Origin of the sequence: Streptomyces sp. NPDC006602 (assembly GCF_042870385.1) — a bacterium.
Taxonomy (GTDB): Bacteria; Actinomycetota; Actinomycetes; order Streptomycetales; family Streptomycetaceae; genus Streptomyces.
This window is the reverse complement of record NZ_JBIAHG010000024.1, coordinates 1-22,954: the sequence shown is the minus strand read 5'-3', so window position 1 is coordinate 22,954 and position 22,954 is coordinate 1. Positions and strand designations below refer to the sequence as shown.

The 22,954-nt window shown below is 70.6% G+C and carries 21 protein-coding genes and 5 pseudogenes; 14 read left to right on the top strand and 12 right to left on the bottom strand.

Annotated features, from left to right (window positions below; translation table 11 throughout):
* Positions 1-68: 68 nt before the first annotated feature.
* Both ACFYO2_RS37265 and ACFYO2_RS37260 read left to right on the top strand, forming a co-directional pair.
* Positions 69-1,349 (top strand): streptophobe family protein, encoded by a 1,281-nt coding sequence (locus ACFYO2_RS37265; RefSeq protein ID WP_388358447.1) that lies wholly within the window; start codon positions 69-71, stop codon positions 1,347-1,349.
* A gap of 42 nt (positions 1,350-1,391) precedes the next feature.
* Positions 1,392-1,805, top strand: a complete 414-nt coding sequence (locus tag ACFYO2_RS37260) for a nuclear transport factor 2 family protein (RefSeq protein ID WP_388358445.1) — start codon at positions 1,392-1,394, stop codon at positions 1,803-1,805.
* Positions 1,806-1,809: 4 nt separating this feature from the next.
* Here ACFYO2_RS37260 and ACFYO2_RS37255 read toward each other — a convergent pair whose 3' ends face one another.
* The 4 genes from ACFYO2_RS37255 to ACFYO2_RS37240 are packed head-to-tail and all read right to left on the bottom strand — an operon-like array spanning position 1,810 to position 6,128.
* Entirely contained in the window at positions 1,810-2,787 is a 978-nt protein-coding gene (locus ACFYO2_RS37255) for a serine/threonine-protein kinase (RefSeq protein WP_388358442.1), read from the bottom strand.
* Positions 2,777-3,322 carry a hypothetical protein gene (locus tag ACFYO2_RS37250; protein WP_388358440.1) on the bottom strand — a complete coding sequence of 182 codons (546 nt, stop codon included), beginning with the start codon at positions 3,320-3,322 and terminating at the stop codon, positions 2,777-2,779. Before ACFYO2_RS37250 ends, ACFYO2_RS37255 begins: the two co-directional genes overlap by 11 nt.
* A gap of 9 nt (positions 3,323-3,331) precedes the next feature.
* Complete coding sequence (locus tag ACFYO2_RS37245; protein WP_388358437.1) at positions 3,332-5,671, bottom strand: FHA domain-containing protein; 2,340 nt, start codon at positions 5,669-5,671, stop codon at positions 3,332-3,334.
* A gap of 46 nt (positions 5,672-5,717) precedes the next feature.
* Positions 5,718-6,128 carry a hypothetical protein gene (locus tag ACFYO2_RS37240; protein ID WP_388358435.1) on the bottom strand — a complete coding sequence of 137 codons (411 nt, stop codon included), beginning with the start codon at positions 6,126-6,128 and terminating at the stop codon, positions 5,718-5,720.
* A gap of 334 nt (positions 6,129-6,462) precedes the next feature.
* Between ACFYO2_RS37240 and ACFYO2_RS37235 the strand changes: the two genes are divergently transcribed.
* The gene (locus tag ACFYO2_RS37235; RefSeq protein WP_388358432.1) at positions 6,463-6,846 is read left to right on the top strand and encodes a nuclear transport factor 2 family protein; all 384 of its coding nucleotides are present in this window, start codon (positions 6,463-6,465) and stop codon (positions 6,844-6,846) included.
* 75 nt (positions 6,847-6,921) lie between these two features.
* Entirely contained in the window at positions 6,922-7,209 is a 288-nt protein-coding gene (locus ACFYO2_RS37230) for a DUF1905 domain-containing protein (RefSeq protein WP_388358430.1), read from the top strand.
* Here the strand turns inward: ACFYO2_RS37230 and mgrA are convergent.
* Complete coding sequence (mgrA, locus tag ACFYO2_RS37225; RefSeq protein WP_388358427.1) at positions 7,199-8,194, bottom strand: L-glyceraldehyde 3-phosphate reductase; 996 nt, start codon at positions 8,192-8,194, stop codon at positions 7,199-7,201. The two genes, ACFYO2_RS37230 and mgrA, sit on opposite strands and share 11 nt — an antisense overlap.
* 127 nt (positions 8,195-8,321) lie before the next feature.
* Here mgrA and ACFYO2_RS37220 point away from each other — a divergent pair, with 127 nt between their 5' ends.
* Both ACFYO2_RS37220 and ACFYO2_RS37215 read left to right on the top strand, forming a co-directional pair.
* Entirely contained in the window at positions 8,322-9,206 is an 885-nt protein-coding gene (locus ACFYO2_RS37220) for a LysR substrate-binding domain-containing protein (RefSeq protein WP_388358424.1), read from the top strand.
* 28 nt (positions 9,207-9,234) lie between these two features.
* The gene (locus ACFYO2_RS37215) at positions 9,235-9,750 is read left to right on the top strand and encodes a DUF664 domain-containing protein (protein WP_388358650.1); all 516 of its coding nucleotides are present in this window, start codon (positions 9,235-9,237) and stop codon (positions 9,748-9,750) included.
* On the opposite strand, the pseudogene ACFYO2_RS37210 reads toward ACFYO2_RS37215, so the two are convergent.
* Together ACFYO2_RS37210 and ACFYO2_RS37205 are read right to left on the bottom strand one after the other, a co-directional pair.
* Positions 9,732-10,803, bottom strand: a pseudogene (locus ACFYO2_RS37210) (adenosine deaminase). The gene ACFYO2_RS37215 and the pseudogene ACFYO2_RS37210 overlap by 19 nt on opposite strands.
* Positions 10,804-10,825: 22 nt before the next feature.
* Positions 10,826-11,224, bottom strand: a complete 399-nt coding sequence (locus tag ACFYO2_RS37205) for a VOC family protein (protein WP_388358421.1) — start codon at positions 11,222-11,224, stop codon at positions 10,826-10,828.
* Positions 11,225-11,392: 168 nt separating this feature from the next.
* Between ACFYO2_RS37205 and ACFYO2_RS37200 the strand changes: the two are divergent.
* The 3 pseudogenes from ACFYO2_RS37200 to ACFYO2_RS37190 form a co-directional block, all read left to right on the top strand.
* Positions 11,393-11,584, top strand: a pseudogene (locus tag ACFYO2_RS37200) (dienelactone hydrolase family protein); the annotation flags it as partial.
* Between the two features lie 197 nt (positions 11,585-11,781).
* Positions 11,782-13,413, top strand: a pseudogene (locus tag ACFYO2_RS37195) (IS200/IS605 family accessory protein TnpB-related protein).
* Positions 13,414-13,433: 20 nt separating this feature from the next.
* A pseudogene (locus tag ACFYO2_RS37190) lies at positions 13,434-13,930 on the top strand (dienelactone hydrolase family protein); the annotation flags it as partial.
* Positions 13,931-13,937: 7 nt separating this feature from the next.
* Here ACFYO2_RS37190 and ACFYO2_RS37185 read toward each other — a convergent pair.
* Complete coding sequence (locus ACFYO2_RS37185) at positions 13,938-14,588, bottom strand: 1,4-alpha-glucan branching protein (RefSeq protein ID WP_388358419.1); 651 nt, start codon at positions 14,586-14,588, stop codon at positions 13,938-13,940.
* Between the two features lie 152 nt (positions 14,589-14,740).
* On the opposite strand from ACFYO2_RS37185, the gene ACFYO2_RS37180 reads away from it, so the two are divergent.
* A complete protein-coding gene (locus tag ACFYO2_RS37180) occupies positions 14,741-15,199 on the top strand; it encodes a pyridoxamine 5'-phosphate oxidase family protein (protein ID WP_388358416.1) in 459 nt (152 codons plus the stop codon).
* 15 nt (positions 15,200-15,214) lie between these two features.
* Here the strand turns inward: ACFYO2_RS37180 and ACFYO2_RS37175 are convergent, their stop codons facing one another.
* Positions 15,215-16,120: an oxidoreductase gene (locus ACFYO2_RS37175; protein ID WP_388358413.1), complete on the bottom strand. Its 906-nt coding sequence runs from the start codon at positions 16,118-16,120 to the stop codon at positions 15,215-15,217.
* 64 nt (positions 16,121-16,184) lie between these two features.
* Positions 16,185-17,072: a glycoside hydrolase family 19 protein gene (locus tag ACFYO2_RS37170; RefSeq protein WP_388358410.1), complete on the bottom strand. Its 888-nt coding sequence runs from the start codon at positions 17,070-17,072 to the stop codon at positions 16,185-16,187.
* A gap of 213 nt (positions 17,073-17,285) precedes the next feature.
* Between ACFYO2_RS37170 and ACFYO2_RS37165 the strand changes: the two are divergent.
* Positions 17,286-17,603: pseudogene (locus ACFYO2_RS37165) on the top strand (class I SAM-dependent methyltransferase); the annotation flags it as partial.
* A 65-nt stretch (positions 17,604-17,668) separates the two neighbouring features.
* Positions 17,669-18,127 carry a hypothetical protein gene (locus ACFYO2_RS37160; protein ID WP_388358408.1) on the top strand — a complete coding sequence of 153 codons (459 nt, stop codon included), beginning with the start codon at positions 17,669-17,671 and terminating at the stop codon, positions 18,125-18,127.
* Here ACFYO2_RS37160 and ACFYO2_RS37155 read toward each other — a convergent pair.
* A complete protein-coding gene (locus tag ACFYO2_RS37155) occupies positions 18,120-19,442 on the bottom strand; it encodes an aldehyde dehydrogenase family protein (RefSeq protein ID WP_388358405.1) in 1,323 nt (440 codons plus the stop codon). The two genes, ACFYO2_RS37160 and ACFYO2_RS37155, sit on opposite strands and share 8 nt — an antisense overlap.
* 128 nt (positions 19,443-19,570) lie before the next feature.
* On the bottom strand, positions 19,571-20,017 hold the full coding sequence (locus ACFYO2_RS37150) for a MarR family winged helix-turn-helix transcriptional regulator (RefSeq protein ID WP_388358402.1): 447 nt from the start codon (positions 20,015-20,017) through the stop codon (positions 19,571-19,573).
* 150 nt (positions 20,018-20,167) lie between these two features.
* Here ACFYO2_RS37150 and ACFYO2_RS37145 point away from each other — a divergent pair, with 150 nt between their 5' ends.
* Both ACFYO2_RS37145 and urtA read left to right on the top strand, forming a co-directional pair.
* Positions 20,168-21,280 carry a substrate-binding domain-containing protein gene (locus tag ACFYO2_RS37145; RefSeq protein WP_388358399.1) on the top strand — a complete coding sequence of 371 codons (1,113 nt, stop codon included), beginning with the start codon at positions 20,168-20,170 and terminating at the stop codon, positions 21,278-21,280.
* 314 nt (positions 21,281-21,594) lie between these two features.
* Positions 21,595-22,851 (top strand): urea ABC transporter substrate-binding protein, encoded by a 1,257-nt coding sequence (urtA, locus tag ACFYO2_RS37140; protein ID WP_388358396.1) that lies wholly within the window; start codon positions 21,595-21,597, stop codon positions 22,849-22,851.
* The last annotated feature ends 103 nt before the right edge of the window (positions 22,852-22,954 follow it).

Genomic DNA, 22,954 nt, shown 5'->3' with positions numbered 1-22,954 from the left:
CTCCCGCAAGCCGACGCGGACGGCCCTCCCGGCGGGCGCGCCACCCGGGCGCTGCTTAGCGTGGCAGGGTGAGTGTCCGAACCCGCTCCGACCCGGCAGTCCTCGCCCGTCACGGCTGGGTGCAGGCGGTGGCCACGGTCCTGGGCGCGCTGATCGCCATGGGCGTGGTCGCCTCGCTGGGGCTGTGGGCGGCCGGTGCGGCGGACCTTCCGGACAACGCGTTCCCCCGGGTGGTGGCGGCGACCGTGGTCACGGCGGTCGGCGGCACGATCGAGCTGTCGGGAGACGCCGGAGGCCTCGCGGACACGAATGCGGGGCTCACCGTGATCCCGCTCTCGGTCACCCTCGTAGGGGCGCTGGTGCTGGGTGCGGGCTTTCTGCGGCCCTTGCGGCACCGGGCGGTCGCGGGCGCCGGGGAGCTGGCCGGGTGGGCGGCGCGGATCGCCGTACTGTGGCTGCTCGGGCTCCTCGGGTCGGCCCTGGCGGCCCGCCAGACCTTCACGCTCTCGCTCGGGGAGGGCACGCTGAGCGACCTCGGCGATGTGTTCGGCGTGTCGCCGAAGGTCGGCTTCACCACCGACGTGCCGCCGACGCTGTTCTTCGGGCTGCTGTGGCTGGCGGGGGTGCTGATGGTGGCCCTGGCGGTCTCGCGCGGGGCGCCGCTGCCGCCCCGGCTGCTGCGGTTCCAGGCGTCGGTGCGGCCGGCCGCGTACGCCATGGTCGTGCTGCTGCTCGCATGCGTCGCCGTCGGCGTCCTCATCGCCCTGATCGTCGCCGCGACGAAGGGCCACGCGGCGGAGACGCTCGCGGTGATCCTGCTCGGCATGCCCAACCTCGTCTGGCTCACCCTCACGATCGGCCTCGGTGCCACCTGGAACGGCCGGGTGGAAGGACCCTTCGGGCTGCCGATGCCGCACGTCCTCGACGAGGTGCTGCGGTCCTCGGACACCGCCACGCTCAGTCTGAGCACGCTCGCCGAGCACGACGGCAGGGTGTGGTGGCTCGTGGTCGTGGACGCGGTATTGCTGCTGGCCGCCGCCTTCGTCATGGCGGCCCGCTCGCCGGCCCGGATGCGCGCCTGGCAGCACGCCGTGCACACGGCGGTCGCCCTCGCCCTCACGGTGCTCATGATCTGCCTCGTCGGCCGCATCACCGCGCACTACGGCCTGTCCGTCCTCGGCATCGGCGACCTGGGCGGAGACTTGGGCGGAGACCTGTTCCTGAAACCCGAGCTGTGGTCCGCGGTGGGCCTGGCCCTGCTGTGGGGCCTTGTCACCGGCTTCCTGGGCGGACTGCTGGCCAGGCCGGTCCGGCGCCGCGGCCCAGCCGGAAACGGCTCGAAACGGTGACGTCGAGTAGGTAACGTGCGCCCGGTCGAAGAAGGGCAGGGCATGACACTGGCACTCGAAGACCGACTGGCCGTCACCGAGTTGATCGCACTGCACGGGCATCTGATGGACGCCGGGGAACTGCACCGCTCGGTGGAGCTCTTCACACCGGACGTCGTCCACGACCTGTCCGACTTCGGCCAGGGCCGGGTCATCGGGATCGCCGCTCTCACGGCGGCGGCTCTGGCTCTTGGCGCGGCGAACCCCGTCGCGCACCACGTCACCAACGTGGTGATCGAAGAGGCGGCCGGGGACCGGGTGCGTGCGCGGTCCAAGGGGCTGGCCGTGATGGCGGACGGCTCCTGCGGATCCGTGACGTACGAGGACACCGTGGTGCGCGTCGCCGAGGGCTGGCGCATCTGCCACCGCAAGGTGGTGGCGCGGCGCGTGCCGCTGAACGGGCTCGGTCAGGGCTGACGGCCTACCGCTGCCCGAAGACCGGCTCGGCCCACCGTGGCGGGGGCTTCGGCCGGTCCTGATCCGGTTCCACGACGCTCAGGACGACCTCTGTCGGCGGATGGCCGACCGCCGGGGCACCACGCAGGGCCGCGACGAAGGCGAGGCAGGAGTCGTAGCGGTCGTCGGGGGTCTTGGCGAGGGCCTTGGCGAACACCGTGTCGAGGTACGGGGCGAGGCCGGGACGGGCCTCGGTCAACGGGGGCGGTTCGTCGTACTGGTGGGCCCACAGCAGGGCCATGTCGTCGTCGCGGCGGAAGGGCGGGCGGCCGGCGAGGGTCTCGTAGACGACGCAGGCGAAGCCGTAGACGTCGCAGCGGCCGTCGACGGGGCGGCCGGAGATCTGTTCGGGGGCCACGTAGTCGAGCGTGCCGACGAACTGGCCCACGGTGGTGAAGCCGGTGAGGGACAGGGACTTCTTCGTCAGGCCGAAGTCGGTGAGGTAGACGTGCTCGGGGTGGTCGCTGTCGGTGCCGCGGGCCACCAGGATGTTGCCGGGCTTGACGTCGCGGTGGACGAGGCCGTGCTCGTGGGCCGCGTCCAGTGCGGACCCGACCTGGGCGGCGATCCGGACCGCGGTCGCGAGCGGCAGGGGGCCGTCGCGGTCCAGGAGATGGCGCAGGTCGCTGCCGGGGACGTAGCGCATCGCGATGTACAGGACGCCGTCCGTCTCGCCCGCCTCGAAGACCGGCACGATGTTCGGGTGGTCGATCGCGGCGGCCACATGGGACTCGTGGGTGAAGCGGCGGCGGAAGGTGTCGTTGCGGGCGAGTTCGGGGGCGAGCAGCTTGAGGGCGACGGTCCGGTCCAGGCGCAGGTCCCGGGCGCGGTAGACGACGGCCATACCGCCGCGGCCGATCTCGTGCTCGAGACGGTAGCCCGCGACCTGCTTGCCGACCAGCTCGGAGGGCCGGCCGGAGAAGAAGCTCGCCTCACGTGCCATCGGGCGTCACGACCTGGGTGGGGGCGTGCCCGGGATCCGCGGCGGCGGCGCGGGGCCCGTCGTCCGTGACGTAGGTGCTCAGCCTCGTGCCGTCCGTGTACGCCCACCTGCCCTCCTCGGCGTCGTAGAGCCACATCGACTCCCCGTCCACGACGACGCCGAGCCGCAGTCCCCGCGTCCGCACGCGGAAGGCCTCGCCCTCCAGGCCGCCGGCCGCCAGTTCCTCGACGGCGGCCCGGTAGCGGGCCAGCGTCCGTTCGGCGCGGGTGAGCAGGGGTCGGGGGTCGGCGGTGCGGGTGAGGGAACCGTCGGCGAGCGGCGGGTCCTGGGGTACGGCGACCAGGTGGCGGCCGTCGACCCAGGCGGACCAGCCGTTGGCGCACAGGACGTGGCCCCAGTCGCCGCGTCGTTCGACGAGCTGGACCGGCAGGAGCGCGTCGAGGGGCACGGTCGGCCGGGCGGGGTCCGGGGCCTCCCAGGCGGGCATCCCGTTCTGGGGGACGACGTGGGTGGGCCGGAAGCCGGGGGTCGTCATCGCGGCCCCCTACTTCCGCATCACGGCGGGTTCGTGCCGGCGCAGCAGCCGGGCGACGAGGTATCCGAAGACCGCCGACAGCACGATCAGCATGGCGATGTTCAGCAGCCACACCCCGGCCGAGTGTTTGAACAACGGGTCGCCGGTCAGCTCGCCGGGCACGATCCGGGCCAGGCCGACGGTGCCGGCCATCGCGCCGAGCGCCCACCGCGAGGGCACCAGCCACGCCAGCTGTTCCAGGCCCGGCACGCCGTCGAGCTTCAGCAGGGCGCCGCAGAAGACCACTTGGACGATGGCGAGCAGTACGAGCAGCGGCATCGTCACCTCTTCCTTGCGCACCAGCGCGGAGACCAGCAGGCCGAGCATCATCGCGGTGAACGCCAGCAGGGCGACCGCGACGGTGATTTCGGCAAGGGGCGGCATCAACACGCCTTCTCCGCCTGGCGCGTTGAGGTCGACGCCGAGCAGGGCGACCAGGGTCAGCACCACGGCCTGCAGCACGGTGATGGTGCCGAGGACGACGACCTTGGACATCAGGTACGCCGATCTGGACAGGCCCACGGCCCGCTCCCGCTGGTAGATCACCCGCTCCTTGACGAGTTCGCGCACGGCGTTGGCCGCGCCGGTGAGGACTCCGCCGACACACAGGATGAGCAGGGCGTTCATCGCCGTTTCCTGGGTCAGCTTGCTGCCGGCCAGGGCCCGGCCCATGGCGCCCATCACGAACGGCAGCGCGATCATGATGGCGAGGAAGGTGCGGTCGGCGCTGAGGGCGGCCGCGTACCGGCGCACGAGGGTGCCGAGCTGGGCGCCGCGGCTGCGCGGTCTGGCCGGGGGTGTGATGAGGACCGGGCCCTCGCGGGGCCGCCGGGGCTGCGCGCTGGCGTCCAGGACGTACTGGCGCCGGGAGGGCGAGGTGTGGAACTCGCCCGCCCAGTCGCGGTCGCGGTCCCGTTCGAAGGCCTCGAAGGCCTCCGGCCACTGGGCGAAGCCGAAGAAGGCGAGGGCGTCCTCTGGTGGGCCGTAATACGCGATCTTCCCGCCCGGCGCGAGCACGAGGAGCCGGTCGCAGACGTCGAGGCTGAGGACGCTGTGCGTGACCACGATGACGGTACGGCCGTCGTCGGCGAGGCCGCGCAGCATGTGCATCACCGAGCGGTCCATGCCGGGGTCCAGGCCCGAGGTCGGCTCGTCGAGGAACAGCAGGGACGGCTTGGTCAGCAGCTCCAGGGCCACGCTGACCCGCTTGCGCTGGCCGCCGGACAGGCTGTGCACGGGCTGCCCGGCGCGCTCCTGAAGGCCGAGTTCCCGGATGACCTCGTCGACCCTGGCCCGGCGCTCGGCCTTGGCGGTGTCCTGCGGGAAGCGCAGTTCGGCGGCGTAGGACAGGGCGCTGTGGACGGTCAGCTGGGCGTGCAGGATGTCGTCCTGCGGGACCAGGCCGATGCGCTGGCGCAGTTCGGCGTAGTCGCGGTAGAGGTCGCGGCCGTCGTACAGGACGGTGCCGTGGTCGGCGGGGCGCTGGCCGGTCAGGGCGTTGAGGAGCGTGGACTTCCCGGCGCCGCTCGGGCCGACGACCGCGAGCAGGCACTTCTCCCCCACCGGGAACGACACATGGTCGAGGAGGGTCTTGCGGCCGCGGTCGACGGCGACCGTGAGGTCCTGCACGTCGAGGGAGACCTCGCCGGTGTCGACATACTCCTGCAGTTGGTCGCCGACCAGGCTGAACGCCGAGTGGCCGATGCCTATGATGTCGCCGGGCCGGACGAGGGCGCGCGTGATGGCCAGGCCGTTGAGGAACGTGCCGTTGTGGCTGCCCAGGTCGACGATCTCGTACGGCCCGTTCGGCAGGGCGCGCAGCTCGGCGTGCCGGCGGGAGACGACCAGGTCGTCGATGACCAGGTCGTTGTCCTCGGCGCGGCCGATGCGCACCGTGCGGGTGGGCAGCGGCCGTACGCTGGTCGGCTGCCGGAAGGTGCCGGTCAGCTTGGGCATCGAGACGGCCGAAGGACGCTCCGGCGCCGGGGGCGGGAGGCCGGCCAGGACGGCGCACGGTCCGTCGGCGGGGCTGCCGAAGCGGATGACGCTGCCGGGGCCGACGCCCCACTCGTGGACGCGGCGGCCGTCGGCGTACGTGCCGTTGGTGCTGTTCTCGTCCTCGAGGGTCCAGTGGCCGTCCTCGGGCCGCAGCACCGCGTGGTGCCAGGAGACCCGGGCGTCGTCGATGACGATGTCGCACAAGGGATCGCGACCGACGTGGTAGTCGTGGCCCGGACTCATCACCGTGGAGCCGGTGTCGGTCTCCACCACGAGTTCGGGCGCCGTTGGTGCCACCGGCCGCTCCGCCATACCGGAATTCTACCGATTAGTACGGACATCTGCCCGGCGTCGCCGGTCAGGCCACGGGCGTGAACAGCGTCGAGGCGGTCCGCTGCATCCGCAGGGCGTCCACGGACTCGGCCAGCAGTTCGTACTCGGTGGTGTCGTCGCTGGCGGCGATCCGCACCAGCCGTCCCGCGGCCAACTCGTCGGCGACCAGCGCCTGTCGGTCGGGGTCCCCGCACCAGGACCGGAGCACGGCGGGCACGTCGAGCACCGTGTCCGCCACCGGGACGAGCGCACCCGCCGGTAAGTGCTCGGACTCCGGCTGGGGGTCGAGGCGCTCGGCGATCCAGGCGGCGCGGTCGCGCAGCCACCACAGGGCGAGGGCGAGGGTGGGGGCCCGGTAGGTTCCGAGCGGCACACCGATGCGCCGGCCGCCGCAAGTGCCGTACCCCGTGACATGGCACAGGAATTCGTCGTGCACGATCCACTCCCCCGCTGCTTCGTCAGGCTGTCGGCCGGACCTCGCTTTCCATGCGGCTCATGTGCTGTGCGTGACGGGAGCTTCGCTGGATGTGAAGTCCTAACAGTCGAGTATGTTCACTACTGAAACACTGTCACCACGACTTTTTGGCCAGTCTCCTGGCATATTCACCTTCCAGCATGGCCGAAATATGACGAGTACATGCGGACGCCGTCATTACCTGAGGGGTAATCGACCGTCGGGATCGCTCCGGTGCATGGTTTCGGTACCGGGCCGCCACCCGCGGATCCGGGTTCCGACCAGCAGATACGTCCTCGATGGAGGCTGATCACCCATGCCCGCGAACTCCGACCGTTACGAGAGTGCCGTCGCCCGCTACTTCGAGGCCTGGAACGCCCGGGAGACCGAGGCGCGGAACAAAGCGGTCGCCGCCGCCTGGGCCGCGGACGGCACTTACACCGACCCGTTCAGCGATGTCGGCGGCCACGAACAGGTCGCGGCCGTCATCGCAGGCACCCACGAGCAGTTCCCGGGCTTCGCCTTCCGGCTCACCGGCGCGGTGGACGGCCACCACGACACGGCGCGCTTCTCCTGGGAGCTGGTGAGCGAGAGCGACGGCTCGGCGCCCGTGGCCGGCTCCGACGTGATCACACTGGACGCCGACGGCCGGATCACAACCGTGCTCGGCTTCCTGGACCGGGTGCCCGCCGGGGCCTGAGGGACCGGTCAGCGATGAGTTTCTCCGCTCCCGGCGGTCTCTTGAGAAGGAGAACCACCGGGAGCGGAGAACATCATGGGTACGACCGGAAAACTGGACGCGGAATTCACCGCCGTGCTGCGCAAGAGCCCGCAGAAGGGCGGCTGGACCTATCTGGTCTGGCCCGAGTCCGTCGCGTTCTTCGGCACCCGAGGGCTGGTCAAGGTGCGCGGCACGATCGACGGGCACCCCTTCCGCAGCTCCTTCATGGCCCTGGGCGACGGCACCCACAAGCTGCCCGTGAAGGCCGAGCTGCGCAAGGCGATCGGGAAGGCGGAGGGCGACACCGTGACCGTGCGGCTCGAGGAGCGGATTACGGCTTGATCACCGCGTCGATGCGGGCCAGCTCGTCCGCGTCGAAGTCCAGGTTGGCGAGGGCGCCGACGCTGTCCTCCAGCTGCTGCGGGCTGCTCGCGCCGACCAGGGCGGAGGTCACCCGGCCGCCGCGCAGCACCCAGGCCAGCGCCAGCTGGGCGAGGGACTGGCCGCGGGACTTGGCGATGTCGTCGAGGGCGCGCAGCCGGCCCACCAGGTCCTCGGTGAGCGCGTCCGAGTTCAGGAACGGGCTGTCGCTGGCCGCCCGCGAGTCCTCGGGGATGCCGTCGAGGTAGCGGCCGGTCAGCAGGCCCTGCTCCAGCGGGGAGAAGACGATGGAACCGACCTGGAGCTCGTCCAGCGCGTCCAGCAGGCCCTCGTCCTCCGGGCGGCGGTCGAGCATCGAGTAGCGCGGCTGGTGGATGAGGAGGGGGGTGCCCAGCTCGCCCAGGATGCGGGCGGCCTGACGGGTCTGCTCCGCGGAGTAGTTGGAGATGCCGACGTACAGCGCCTTGCCCTGCTGGACCGCCGAGTGCAGGGCGCCCATCGTCTCCTCCAGGGGAGTCTCCGGGTCCGGGCGGTGCGAGTAGAAGATGTCGACGTAGTCGAGGCCCATCCGCTTCAGGCTCTGGTCGAGCGAGGACAGCACGTACTTGCGCGAACCCCACTCGCCGTACGGGCCGGGCCACATCAGATAGCCGGCCTTGGTCGAGATGACCAGCTCGTCGCGGTACGGCGCGAAGTCGTCCTTCAGTGCCTCGCCGAACGCGGACTCGGCCGCGCCGGGGGGCGGGCCGTAGTTGTTGGCCAGGTCGAAGTGGGTGACGCCGAGGTCGAAGGCGCGGCGCAGGATGGCGCGCTGCGTCTCGACCGTGCGGTCCGCGGGGCCGAAGTTGTGCCACAGGCCGAGCGACAGCGCGGGAAGCTTCAGGCCACTGCGTCCGGTGCGCCGGTAGGGCATGTCCGCGTAGCGGTCGGGGTGTGCGGTGTACAACGCGACTCCAGAAGGGTTGGCATGGTGGAACCAGGTTCCCTGAGAACCGCTGCCCACTCTTTCGCGACCTGGGGTCAGTGGTCCAACAGAAGAATCCGATGGAATTCAGCGGATAAGCTTCTCAATCATGGAACTGCGCCATCTTCAGCACTTCGTGGCGGTCGCCGAGGACCAGCACTTCACCCGGGCCGCCGAACGGCTGTTGGTATCCCAGTCCGGCCTGTCCGCCTCCATTCGCGCTCTGGAGCGGGAGCTGGGGACCCCGCTGTTCGTCCGGACGACCCGCCGGGTGACGCTCACCGAGGCCGGGCGGGCGCTGCTCTCAGAGGCCGAGCGGATCCTGGCGCAGGTGCGGTCCGCGCACGAGGCCGTCGCCGCCGTGCAGGGCGTGCTGCGCGGCACGCTGGCGCTGGGCACCGAGCAGTGCATCGCGGGCGTGCAGGTGGCGAGGCTGCTGGCCGCGTTCCGGCGGCTGCATCCGGATGTGGAGATCCGGCTGCGGCAGGCGGGTGCGGGCGCCCTCGCCGAGGAGGTCGGCGCGGGCCGGCTCGACCTGGCGTTCGCGGTCCGTACCCAGGCCGACTCCGACCAGCTGCGTTCCGTTCCGCTGACCAGTGAGCCGATGACGGTGCTGTGCCATCCCAGCCACCGGCTCGCGACCGTGGGCGCGGCGGTGACGCCGGACGAGATCGGCGGCGAGGTCTTCGTCGACTTCCACCCGGACTGGGGGCCGCGCCGGATCACCGACGCCGCGTTCGCCGCGGCGGGCGTACGGCGGACGGTGTCCCTGGAGGTGAACGACGTGCACAGTCTGCTCGACCTGGTGGACGAGAACCTGGGCATCGCCGTCGTGCCGCGGCACTTCCGGCACAAGCGGGAGGAACTCACCGTCCTCGCGCTGAAGGGCACCGACGAGGCGGTGTACGAGACGGTCGCGCTGCTGCCGCCGCCGGAGGCGGCCAGTCCGGCGGCGCGGGCACTGATGACCCTTCTGGAGACAGAGGGCGCGTGACGGACGCGGATGCGCGATGGTGGAGCGTATGCATGCCAAGGACATCCTCATCGACGCGTACAGCCGCATCCAGGAAGAAGTCCACGCCGCCGTCGAGGGCCTCGGCCCCGACGACCTCCACGCCCGACCCGCCCCCGACGCCAACTCCGTCGCGTGGCTGGTCTGGCACCTCACCCGGGTCCAGGACGACCATGTGGCCGACGCCTCAGGGCTCGACCAGGTCTGGTTGTCACAGGGCTGGGAGAAGCGCTTCGGACTCGACCTCCCCCGCGGGGACACCGGCTACGGGCACAGCCCGGCGAAGGTCGCCAGGGTGCGGGTCGACTCCGCCGACCTGCTGACCGGGTACTACGACGCCGTGCACGAGCAGACCCTCGAGTACCTGCGCGGGCTGGCCGCCAAGGACTTCGAGCGCATCGTGGACGAACGCTGGGATCCGCCGGTCACCCTGGCCGTACGGCTGGTCAGCGTCCTGTCCGACGATCTGCAGCACGTCGGACAGGCCGCCTACCTCCGGGGGCTGCTTCAGAGCGCGGCCTCGTAGCCCGGCAGGACGACGTCCTCGATCAGGGCCCGGCGCTCGTCGAACGGGAGGAACGCGCTCTTCAGGGCGTTCACCGTGACCGTGCGCAGGTCCTCGACCGTCCAGCCGGCCTCCTCGACCAGCAGGGACAACTCTCGGGTCATGGTCGTGCCCGACACCAGACGGTTGTCGGTGTTGACGGTGACCCGGAAGCACGAGGTTCTTCAGTTCGGTGATCGGGTGCTCGGCGATCGAGGTGGACGCGCCGGTCTGGAGGTTGGAGGTCGGGCACATCTCCAGGGCGATACGGCGGTCGCGCACCCAGCCGGCCAGTCGGCCGAGCTTGCCGTCCACGATGTCGTCGGTGATGCGGACGCCGTGGCCGATGCGCTCGGCGCCGCACACCTGCAGGGCCTGGTGGATGCTGGGCAGACCGTGTGCCTCGCCGGCGTGGATGGTGAACGGGACGCTCTCCCGGCGCAGGTGCTCGAAGGCGGCCAGGTGGTCGGCGGGCGGGAAGCCGTCCTCGGCGCCGGCGATGTCGAAGCCGACGACGCCCGCGTCGCGGAAGGCGACGGCCAGGTCGGCGGTCTCCCTGGTGCGGTCGAACATCCGCATCCCGCACAGCAGGGTGCCGACCCGGACCGGCGTGCCCGCGGCCGCCGCCTTCGCCATGCCCGCCGCCAGGCCCTCCTGGACGGCCTCGACGACCTCGGGCAGCGCCAGCCCGCCGTTGACCATCAGCTCGGGGGCGTAGCGCACCTCGCCGTAGATCACGCCGTCGGCGGCGAGGTCGAGGACGTACTCCTCGGCGGTTCGCAGCAGGCCCTCGCGGGACTGCAGCACGGCGAGGGTGTGCTCGAAGGTGGCTATGTAGCGGACCAGGTCACCGGAGTTGGCGGCTTCGACGTACCAGGCGGCCAGCGCGTCCGGGTCGGTGGTGGGCAGGGTGTGGCCGACCGCGTCCGCCAGCTCCACCAGGGTGGCGGGGCGCAGGCCGCCGTCGAGGTGGTCGTGCAGCACGGCCTTGGGCAGCCGGCGGAGGGTCTCGGTGTCGATGCGGGGCGCGGTCATGTGCGTGGTGTCTTTCTCGGGCTCAGGCAGTGGTGGCCGGCTGGAGCAGGTCCCAGCGGTTTCCGTACAGGTCCTGGAAGACGGCGACCGAGCCGTAGGGCTCGTGGCGCGGCGCCTCCAGGAAGATCACGCCCGCCGCGAGCATGCGGGCGTGGTCGCGGGCGAAGTCGTCGGTGTGCAGGAAGAAGCCGACCCGCCCGCCGGTCTGGTCGCCCACCCGGCTCTGCTGCGAGTCGCCCTTGGCCCTGGCCAGCAGGAGATCCGCTCCGGCCTCCTGCGGGCCGGGCCGGACGACGACCCAGCGGGAGCCGTCGGGGCGCGGGGCGTCCTCGACGAGCCGGAAACCGAGGGCCTCGGTGTAGAAGCGGATCGCCTCGTCGTAGTCGTCGACGACGAGGGTGACCAGGGCGACGCGTCTCATCGGGGCCTTTCGGGACGGGTGATTGACGGGAGAGGTTATACGTAAAACTTCACGGCCGCCAGTCAGCCGGGAGGGGGCGTCGATGCGGCCCGATCGGTCCGTGACAGGCTGGAGATCACGTCCAGGGGCTCGACCCCGTCCCGTACTGCCGCACAGGAGTCGAGCATCATGACCGAACTGCCGAAGCCGACCGGTGCCCCGGCCCACCAGAACGTCACCTTCCCCAGTGGCGGGAGCACCGCGCACGGCTATCTGGCGCTGCCGCCGTCCGGGCGCGGGCCGGGCGTCATCGTCATCCAGGAGTGGTGGGGCCTGACCGACCACATCGCCGACGTCGCCGACCGGCTCGCGCGCAAGGGGTTGGAAACTGCTGGGGTCTGACTGAGCACGAGTGCGTTCTGGCCTGTGTGAGTGAGTGCTGAGGCTCCCGGTCGGCGGCTGGGTGTTGCTGTCCCGGGATGGGAATCAGAGTTCGCCTGTCAAATGTGTGACCTTTTCGGGTGGTGCTCGTTGGGTGTGATGACCGGCTTTTCGAGGGGCTGTATGGGGGGTGTGGGGTGGGCGGGTTGCGTGAGCTTGCGGAGTCGTTTGTCGTGCCCGGTCCCACGGGTGTGGCGGTCCGCACCCGGCTGAAGCAGCTCGCGCCCGCCGATGAGAAGGTCCTCGCGCTGGTGGGCGCGCACCTCGGCTCGCTCGCCTCCGGTGATCTGAGGGCGCGGTGCGCGGATGGGCTGGAGCACTCCGCGGAAACGTGGGCTGCCCGTAAGCGGGGCCTGACGCCGGTGTCGTCGTCCCGCTGGGCCGGTTCGATCACCAAGGCCAGCCACGACCAGTGGGCGCTCGCCCGCCGTGGCCAGCTCGCCCACATCCAGTCCCTGGAGGCTGGGATCCGCACCACCGCGCACCGGCTGTCCCTGCCGGTCGGCGAGAAGGGCTCGAAGAAGGCGCCGGGCGGCTACCGCAGCAGGCAGGAGTGGCACGCCAAGTCCCGCCGCCTGCACGTCCTGGAGGACCGGCTGGAGCGCGAGCGCGCCGACCGCGAGGCCGGGACCGTCCACGTCGTACGGGGCGGCAAGGGTCTGGCACGCACCCGGCACCACCTGCCCGCAGCGCAGCTCACCGAGACCCAGTGGCGCCGGCGGTGGGAAGCGTCACGCTGGTTCCTGCAGGCCGACGGCGAATCCGGCAAGAGGTACGGCAACGAGACCCTCCGCGTCAGCCCGGACGGCGAGGTCAGCATCAAGCTCCCGGCCCCGCTCGCCGAGCTGGCCAACGCGACACATGGCCGGTACGTCCTGGCCTGCCAGGTCGCCTTCCCGCACCGGGGGCAGGAGTGGGCGGACCGGGTGGCGGCGAACCGGGCGGTGGCCTACCGCATCAACTGGGACGTGGCCCGTGGCCGCTGGTACCTCACCGCGTCCTGGCAGATCCCGGTGTCGAAGACCATCCCCCTGGCCGCCGCCCTCGCGCAGGGCGTGATCGGCGTCGACACGAATGCCGATCACCTCGCCGCCTGGCGCCTCGACACCCACGGCAACCCGATCGGGAACCCGCGCCGGTTCTTCTTCGACCTCTCCGGCAACACCCAGCACCGTGACGCCCAGGTCCGCCACGCCCTCACCCGGCTGCTGCACTGGGCCAAGGCCTGCGGAGTGAAGGCCATCGCTGTCGAGGACCTGGACTTCACGGCGGAGAAGACCCGCGAGAAACACGGCCGCAAACGCCGGTTCAGGCAGTTGATCTCCGGGATGCCCACCGGCAGACTCCGCGCCCGCCTGACCTCCATGGCCGACCAGACCGGCATCGCCATCATCGCGGTGGACCCGGCCTACACCAGCCGCTGGGGCGCCCAGCACTGGCAGAAGCCCCTCAATCACGGCAACAGGAAGACCACTCGCCACGACACGGCCGCCGTGGCGATCGGACGGCGCGCCCAAGGGCACCCGATCCGGCGACGGACGACACCGCCCCACGACGACCAGAGCGATCGTCGTGGGCATCGGACCGTCCAGGCCGGATCGGGAACCCGTGGGCGTGAGGAAACCCGCCCCCGCATCCCCGGACCACGGACACGATCCGTGTCACCGGACCGCGGAGCGAACGCGGGCAACCAGAACGCCCAACACCGTTCGGGGCGTTCGGCTGAGCATGAATCCTGGCAACAGGACTCACTCCCGCTCAGTCTTTAGGAACGGTTCGTCGCGCTCGCCCCCGATACGGGGGCGATGTGGCCCACGAGAGCCAGGAGGCTTTGCGGATGATGCAGGCCTGCCGGTGTCACGCGGTGTCGAGCTGCTGTCCGGCGCCGTCGACCATCTGCTGTCACTGCCCGAGGTCACCTCGGACACGGTCGGCGCGGTCGGTTTCTGCATGGGCGGCGGCTTCGTGCTGTACCTGGCCGCCGCCGACCCGCGGGTGAGCGCCGCCGTGCCGTTCTACGGCGTCATCCAGGGCGAGTTGCCCGACTTCACGGGGCTCAAGGCGCAGGTCCTCGGGCACTTCGGCGAACTCGACCAGAGCATCCCGGCCGAGACCGTCGACGGGCTGGCCGAGGCCGTCCGGCAGCAGTCGGGGATCACCCCGGCCTTCCACCGCTACCCTGCCGACCACGCCTTCTTCAACGACGGCCGCCCCGTCCACCACCCCGAGTCGGCCGCCCGCGCCTGGCAGCGCACCGTGCCCTTCCTGCACGAACAGCTGGGCTGAACCGCCCCTACGGGTGCAGGACGGAGAACAGCCCCTGGGCACGTGTGCCGTCCGGCGTGTTCCAAGGAGCGGCGATGTGGCCGATCGCGCCGTGCGGCGGAAGGGCCACGTCGTCCGGGGCGGGGCGCAGGACCCGGGGCAGGCGGAGCGTCGCGCCCTCCGGGAGGGACAGCTCGGTGCCCGCTTCGGTGTCGGCGACCGTGAGCGCGGCGGAAGGGGCGGGGGCGTCACCCGCGTAGGAGCGGATGACGTCCCGGTCGGGGGTGTCGTTGATGCTCTGCGCCTGGGCCTGCGCACGACCCTCGATCAGGGCGAGCAACTGGGCCACCAGCACCGGGTCGTGGCAGCCGTCGTAAGCCCAGCGCTGTCCCAGCACCCCGTGCTCCATGGTGCCGACGAGGGCGTGCTCCGCGCCGTCGAGCGGGGCGCCACGATAGGTGAGCGGCACGAGGTAGGTGACCGGGTGGGTGCCGGAGGTGTCGGTGGCCGCCATGAACTCGATGCCGACCTCACCCTCCGGGTCGTCCAGCCGGAACCCGCCGGCCTTGGTCAGCTCCGGTTCGCCGGGGCCGCCGGAGTACCAGGGGCAGGTGGGGAGCCAGGCGGTGAGCAGTTCAAGCTTGGTCGGCTTGAGGGTGGTGTGGTGGATGACGGCCATGCCGAAGGGTCTCTTTCCTTTGATCGGATGCGGGCCTTCACACTCTGCCACCTGCACGGCACCGAGCGGGCGGCCATTCCGGCAAGATCCGCAGAGCGACCTAGGTCTCCGGCCCGAGGCGGCGAGAGGGGCGGACGGGTAGCGTCCCCGGCATGAAGATCACCGAGCCGCCCCGTACCGCCGAGCAGCGCAAGCGTGACGTACTGGCCCGTCTGGAACGGGAGTTGGACGTTTGGGTGGCGTCGGCCGACTCCGCCGGGCTGCCGTGTCTGGTCGCGCTGTGGTTCGTCTGGGACGGCGAGGCCGTGTGGGTATCGACGCGGCCGACCAATCCCACGGGACGCAATCTCCGCGACGGCCGCCGGGCTCGGTTGGCGTTCGGGGACACCCAGGATGTCGTCCTTCTCGACGGGGAGGTGCGGTCGTTCGAGGGGCAGGACGTGCCGGACTCGGCTGCCGACGCGTTCGCGGCGAAGACGGGCTGGGATCCACGCCGGGACAGCGCGTCGTACGGGTTCTTCCGCATCCTGCCGCGCGCCGTGCAGGCCTGGCACGGGGAGCACGAGTTGCGCGGGCGGCATCTGATGCGTGACGGCGTGTGGGCCGTCTGAGCCCGATCGCTCCCCTCAACCGGCATTCTGGTGCAGGGCGTTGAGTGTGGCCAGTTCCTCGTCGGTGAGGCGCAGGGCGCCCGCGGCCACGTTCTCCGTCAGGTGGCCGGGATTGCCGGTGCCGGGGATGGCCAGGACGTGTGGCCCCTGGTGCAGGGTCCAGGCGATGCGGACCTGGGCGGGGCTCGCCTCGTGGGCCCGCGCGATGGCGTGCACCTCGTCGTCATGGTGGGTGGTGGCACCCGTGGAGCCGGCGTCGCCCGCGACGGCGAAGAACGGCACGAAGGCGATGCCCTGTTCGCCGCACAGGCGCAGGACTTCGTCGGTGGCGGGGTTGTGCGAGTCGAGCCCGAACCGGTTCTGCACGCACACCACCGGCGCGATGGCCTGCGCCTCCGCCAGGTGCCGGGGCTCGACGCCGGAGATGCCGAGGTGACGTATCAGGCCCTCCTCGCGCAGTTCGGCGAGGGCCTCGAAGTGCTCGGCGATCGAGTCCTGTCCCATACGGCGGAGGTTGACGACGTCGAGGTGGTCGCGGCCGAGTTGGCGCAGGTTCTCCTGGACATGTCCGCGCAGGTCGTGCGGGCGGGCCGGGGTGCCCCACTCCCCCGAGTAATCGCGGAAAGGGCCGACCTTGGCAACGATGACCAGGTCGTCGCCGTACGGCGACAACGCGCTGTTGATGAGTTCGTTGGCGGAGCGCAGGGTGGAGAAGTAGAAGGCGGCCGTGTCGATGTGGTTCACACCGAGCTCGACCGCCTTGCGCAGTACGGCGATCGAGCGTTCCCGGTCACTCGGCGTCCCGTGGTGGAAGGCCGCGCTGCCCGTCAGCCGCATCGCGCCGAAGCCGACGCGGTTGACGGTGAGGTCGCCGAGTTTCCAGGTGCCCGCGACGTCCGCGGTGATCGTTTCGGAGGTCATCGGCGGAGTCTGACACACGTCCGGCACGTCGCGTCACGCACCTGACGAACTCCTGTCCGACCCCTCAGCAGTACAGATTGCCGCCCGGCGAGACCCCGAGAATCTGGGCGAACTGCTGGTACTTGGTCACCCGGCTCTGCACCTGCGCCGGGTTCTTGCCGTCGCACTCCAGGGAGCCGTTGATGCTGCGGATCGTCTGGCCGAAGCCGGCGGAGTTCACCATGGCGTTGTGCGGGGTCATGGTGCCGGGTCCGCTCTGGGTGTTCCAGTACCACAGGGCCGTCTTCCAGGCGACGGCCGCGTCGTTCTGCACCAGCCAGGGATTGTTGAGGAGGTCGATGCCGAGTGCGTCACCCGCGGCCTTGTAGTTGAAGTTCCAGCTGAGCTGGATCGGGCCGCGTCCGTAGTACGCCGCCTGCCCGGCCGGACAACCGTACGGCTGGCTCCAGTCGCAGTAGTGCGGATAGTTGGCGGTGTTCTGCTCGACCACGTACACCAACCCGCCGGTCTCGTGGCTGGCGTTGGCGAGGAAGGCCGCCGCCTCCTGCTTCTTCACGGTGTCACTGCCGGTGTTGGCGAAGCCGGGGTAGGCGCTGAGGGCGGCGGTCAGACCGCTGTACGTGTAGAACGCGTTCCGGCTCGGGAACATCTGGTTGAACTGCGCCTCGCTCACCACGAAGGTGCCGACGGGCGTGGATCCGCCGTCGCAGGCGTAGGGCTCCCAGTACCAGGTGCTGATGGTCGGGTCGTAGCCCGGGTTGTCGTGTTCGGCGATGTAGGCCTTGCCGTCGGTGTAGCGCACGATGTTGCCGGTGACGTACGACCTTCCGGCGACCCAGCCCGGGTAGCTGGAGCACGCGGCGGCGGAGGCGGGAGCCGCCGGCAGCAGGACCGGCACGGCGGCGCCGAGGGCGAGAGCGGTGACCACGGCGGAGATACGGCGTCTCGACACAGGATCAACTCCTTTGCGGAGCACGGCCGCACCCGGACAAGGGCAGGGCGTAGCCAGGCCTTGTGCGCACGTGCCGGACTGACCGGCGACGGCGTGGGCGCGGCCGTGGTGGGGGGTGGTGGTGGCACACTCAACTCCTATGGTCTGTACCAGTCAAGGGTGTAGACCAGTCAACTCGCCCGGAGTGGGGAGTTGGTCGGAGAAGGTGAGGAGATGAGCGAGCAGCATGTCGACGTGTGGGCGGCCGGCGATGCCTATGAGCGGTACATGGGCCGGTGGAGCCGGCCCGTCGCGGCCCGGTTCGTGTCCTGGCTCGGCTGCGAGGCCGGTCTGCGCTGGCTGGACGTGGGCTGCGGCTCGGGGGCGTTGACCCAGGCGGTAGCCACCCACTGCCGCCCCCGGACGCTGCTGGGGTTGGAGCGGTCCCCCGGGTTCGTGGCCACGGCCCGTACTTCCGTCCGCGCACCGGCGCGCTTCGCCCTGGCGGACGCACAGTCGCTGCCCGTGCCCAACGCCGTTCTCGACGTGGCCGTCAGCGGGCTGGTTCTGAACTTCCTGCCCGAGCCGGGCATCGCGGTGGCCGAGGCGGCCGGGCGGTGCGGCCGGGTGGGCTGGTCGCCGCGTATGTGTGGGACTACGCCGGAGGCATGGAGTTCCTACGCCACTTCTGGGATGCCGCGATCGCGGTGGATCCGTCGGCCAGGGCGCTGGACGAGGGTGTCCGGTTCCCGCTGTGCCGCCCTGAGCCGCTGCGGGAGCTGTGGACCGAGGCAGGACTGGTGGAGACGACCGCCACCCCGATCGAGGTCCCGACCCGCTTCGCCGGGTTCGCCGATCTGTGGGACCCGTTCCTGGCAGGCCAAGGCCCGGCTCCGGGTTACGCGGCAGCGCTGTCACCGGACGTACGAGCCCTGCTGCGGGAGACCCTGCGGGAGGCGGTGCCAACCGGTCCGGACGGAACGATCGAGCTCAAGGCCCGCGCATGGGCGGTCCGCGGTCACCGGCCCGCCGCCGGCACAGAAGCGGCGGGCCCGGACCTTCACCGTCTCAGCTGAGCGGCTTGCTCAGCACCGCCTTGCGGTGGCTGAACGTCTCGATCGAGTAGCGGCCGTGGTAGTTGCCCATGCCGCTGTCCCCCACGCCGCCGAACGGCAGGTCAGAGACCGTGAGATGGGCGAGCGGCAGGCCGTACCCGAGGCCGCCGGACGAGGTCTCGTCGGCGATCCGGCGCCGCGTCCGGTCGGACTCCGAGAAGACGTACAGCGCAAGGGGCTTGTCGCGGTCGTTGATGAAGTCGATCGCCTCGTCGAGGCCGGAGACCGTGACGATGGGCAGAATCGGGCCGAAGATCTCCTCCTCCATGACGGGCGACTTGGGGTCGACGTCGGCGAGGACGGTGGGCGCGAGGTACTTCGTCGTACGGTCACCGACGCCGCCGGCGACCACCCGGCCCGAGTCGAGCAGGCCGGACAGGCGGTCGAAGTGCCGTTCGTTGACGATCCGGCCGTACTCGCCGGAATCCGCCGGGTCGGTGCCGTACAGCGCCTCGACGGCCCGGACGAGCTCCGGTTCCAGGGCGGCGGCGGTGGCCGGGTCGGTCAGGACGTAGTCGGGCGCGACACAGGTCTGCCCGGCGTTGAGGAACCTGCCTCGGGCCAGCCGATCAGCGACGACCCGCAGGTCGGTGTCGCGGTCGACGAACGCCGGGGACTTGCCGCCGAGTTCGAGGGTGACCGGGGTCAGGTGCTCGGCGGCGGCGCGCATCACGATGCGGCCGACCGTGCCGTTGCCGGTGTAGAAGATGTGGTCGAAGCGCTCGGCCAGCAGGGCCGTGGTCTCGGGGATGCCGCCCTCGACGACGGCGACGGCGTCGGTGTCGAGGTAGGCGGGCAGCAGCCGGGCCAGGGCGGCGGAGGTGGCGGGGGCCATCTCGCTCGGCTTGGCGACCACCGCGTTGCCGGAGGCCAGGGCGCCGACCACAGGGGCGAGCAGAAGCTGGGCCGGATAGTTCCACGGGGCGATGACGAGGACGACGCCGAGGGCGTCGTACTGCGTCCAGGCCGTCGCGTCGGCGCCGAGGTGCGCCGGGACCGGGGCCGGCTCGGGACGCAGCCAGTCGGCGAGGTGCTCCAAGGTATGATCGATCTCGCGGACGGTGAAGTCGATCTCGGTGCGGTGGGCCTCGGTGGAGCTCTTGCCCAGGTCCGCGTGGAGAGCGGCGGCCAGGTCCGCGCCGTTCTCCGTGAGCATCTCGCGCAGGCGGCGCAGCTGGGTCGTACGCCACTCGACGGACTTGGTGCGGCCGGTGCTGAAGGTGGCGCGCAGGCGGGCCACGATGTCGGCGGGCTGCTCGGGGCTGGGCTGGTTCACGGTGCCTCGCTGCTGGTATCAGGTGTATAGGCCAACCATATCAGGTGTATAGACCAACCATTTGGGTGCAGGCGTGATTCCCGGCATGTATGAACTACCGTACGTAATCGATAGGTGCCAAAGCGTGATCAGCGAGCGGGCTCCGCCGACGCCCCTTCGAGGGTGTCGACGAGCCGCTCCAGCAGGCCGCGCAGCAGTTCGTCGTCGCTGTCGTTCAGCACCGGCCAGTGTTCGCGCACCTCACGGTTGATCCGCCCCCAGTAACTCTGGCCGCGCGGGGTGAGGTGGGCGAGTATGCGACGGCGGTCGAGGGGGTCGACCCGCCGGAAGACGAGGTTCTGGTCGACGAGGTGGTCGACCAGCTTGGTGAGCGTCGGCGGCGGCAGGAACACCGCTTCGGCCACCGCCGTCATGTTGTGACCCCCGCCGTCGGCGAGCAGGGCCAGTACCCGCCAGGAATCGAGTGAGCAGCCGTCCTCGTCGAGGACGGCCTGGAGCCTCCGCGCGGCCAGTCGTTCGGCCCGCGTCAACAGCTGCATCAGATTCTGGGGCTGGCGCGGAGGTGCGGTGGGCATCCTTCTCCTCGGTCCCGGGGTGCAGACATCGTACAAGTGGCGCTCTCCAAAGGATCGCTGCCTTCTCGCGCTCCTCCCCCACCGTCCCCTCCGCCGACCGGTCCACGAGACGGACTGGAGTTCACCGGGCGAAGCCGGAATCATGACCGCATGCCGGAGCTCGATCCCCACCCGCTCGACTGGTTCACAGTCGACGACTCGGCGATCAGCGTGGCACTGGTGTTTCCCATGCAGGGCGCGGCGGGGATCTTCGGACCGGCCTGTGAGCTGTGCGCGCGGCTGGCCGCGGAGGAGGTCAACCACGCGGGCGGGGTGCTCGGCAAGGAGCTGCGGCTGCTTCCGGTCGACGGCGGCGCCGAACCGCGGGAGATCGCCGACCGCGTCGAGGCGCTGGTGCGGCTGGGTGTCGTCCAGGGCGTCACCGGGTGGCACATCTCCTCGGTACGCCAGGCGCTGGCCCCCCGAATCGCGCACCGCGTGCCGTACGTCTACACCGCGCTGTACGAGGGCGGCGAGCACACCACGGGCGTCTTCCTGACCAGCGAGACACCGGACGACCAACTCCGTCCGGCGATGCGCCTGTTGGCGGGCGAGCGCAGGGTGCGGCGCTGGTTCGTGGTCGGCAACGACTACGTGTGGCCGCGTCGCACCGCGCGGGCCGCCCGCGCCTACGCACGGGAGTCCGGGGGCGGCGTTTGCGGCCAGGCCTATCTCCCGCTGGGCACCCACGAGTTCGCCCCGGTGCTGCGCCGCATCGAGGAGTCGGAGGCGGATGCCGTCCTGATGCTCCTGGTGGGCTCTGACGCGGTCCGCTTCAACCGGGCGTTCGCCGCCGCCGGGCTCGACCAGCGGTGCCTGCGGCTGAGCACGCTCATGGACGAGAACATGCTGATGGCCAGCGGTCCCACGGCCACGGCGGACCTGTACAGCACCGCGGGGTTCTTCACCTCGCTGGCGAACCAGGACACCCTCGACTTCCACGGCCGGTACGCCCGGAGGTTCGGCGTTCAGGCGCCGGCCGCGGGCAGTCTCGGCGAATCCTGTTACGAGGGGGTGCTGTTGCTCGCCGCGCTCATCGCCCGCGCCCGCACGCTGGACGTGACGGCGATCGGCAGGACCGCCGACTCGGTGTCCTACGAGGGGCCGCGGGGACTGCTGCGGTTGCGCGGCGGCCATGTGCGGCAGCGGATCTACCTGGCCCGGGCCGACGGCGTGGACTTCGACGTCCTCACCCAGCTCGACCTCGACCCGGCCCGCCCTTGACATGTACTCACTCCGCCCAGATACTTCACGTAGGAAGTAATTAGAATGCCTCGGGCGACGTGTGAATTCCGGTCAGGAAATCGGCCCGAGGTTTTTCTGTGTCCCGTTTCGTTTCCTGCGGAGAGCCGGAAGATACAGCCGAGCACATCTCGCGAAACGCGCTCGAAACAGGCTCACCTGAGGCTGTGGACCGCACTTCAGGGAACCAGCCGGTACACCAACAAGGGAAAGCTGGACACTCGCGCCACCACCGCACCTGAAGGGCAGTTGATTCCATCCCTTTCAGGTGTCCTCCAGGGGACAAGGAGGTTCTTTTGTCCAGCGTTCCCAGCATTCACCGGCGTCGGCTTCTGGCCGGTACCGCGGCGCTCGCAGCTGTCGTCGCGCTCTCCGCGTGCGGCGCGAAGACCGACGCGGCGGACTCGTCCGACAAGGCCGCGAAGATCGACGACAGCGGCGACACGGTCAAGGTCGGCCTGCTCAACTCGCTCTCCGGCACGATGGCGATCAGCGAGGTGACCGTACGCAACTCGCTGCAGCTCGCCATCTCGGAGATCAACGCCAAGGGCGGTGTTCTCGGCAAGAAGATCAAGCCGATCAGCGAGGACGGCGCCTCCGACTGGCCGACGTTCGCCGAGAAGGCGACCAAGCTGATCAAGGAGGACGGGGTCGCGGCCACCTTCGGCTGCTGGACCTCCGCCAGCCGCAAGGCCGTCAAGCCGGTCTTCGAGAAGAACAAGTCGCTGCTCTTCTACCCCGTGCAGTACGAGGGCCTGGAGGAGTCGCCGTACATCTTCTACACGGGCGCGACCACCAACCAGCAGATCATCCCGGCTCTCGACTACCTCAAGAGCCAGGGCAAGAAGAAGCTCTACCTGGTCGGCAGCGACTACGTCTTCCCGCGTACCGCCAACAAGGAGATCAAGGCGTACGCGAAGGCCAACGGCATGACGATCCTCGGTGAGGACTACGCGCCGCTGGGCTCCACGGAGTTCAGCACGATCGCCAACAAGGTGAAGGCGTCGAAGGCGGACGCCGTCTTCAACACCCTCAACGGCGACTCGAACGTGGCCTTCTTCAAGGAGTACAAGTCCGCCGGCCTGAGCGCCGCGACCATGCCGGTCGTCTCGGTGTCGATCGCCGAGGAGGAGGTCAAGTCGATCGGGACGCAGTACCTGGAAGGGCAGTTGACGGCCTGGAACTACTACCAGACCACTCCGGGCGCGGCGAACACCACGTTCGTGAAGGCGTACAAGGCCAAGTACGGCGCGGACAAGCCGACCAGTGACCCGATGGAGGCCGCGTACACCTCGGTCTACCTGTGGAAGGCGATGGTCGAGAAGGCGAAGTCCTTCGACCCGGAGAAGGTGAAGGCCGCCTCCGACGGCATCACCTTCGACGCGCCCGAGGGCCTGGTCACCGTGGACGGTGCCTCGCAGCACATCTACAAGACCGCCCGGATCGGCAAGGTCGGCAGCGACGGTCTGATCGAGCAGGTGTGGGACTCCGGCAAGCCCATCAAGCCGGACCCGTTCCTCAAGGGCTACTCCTGGGCCTCCGGCCTGTCCTGACCGCTCGTCGCGGGGGGGGCGCGCCCCCCCGGGCCCCCCCCCCCCGCCCCCCCCCCCCCCGCGCCCCCCGAATGAAGGGAGGAAAGCGGTCTCCAAAACCCGC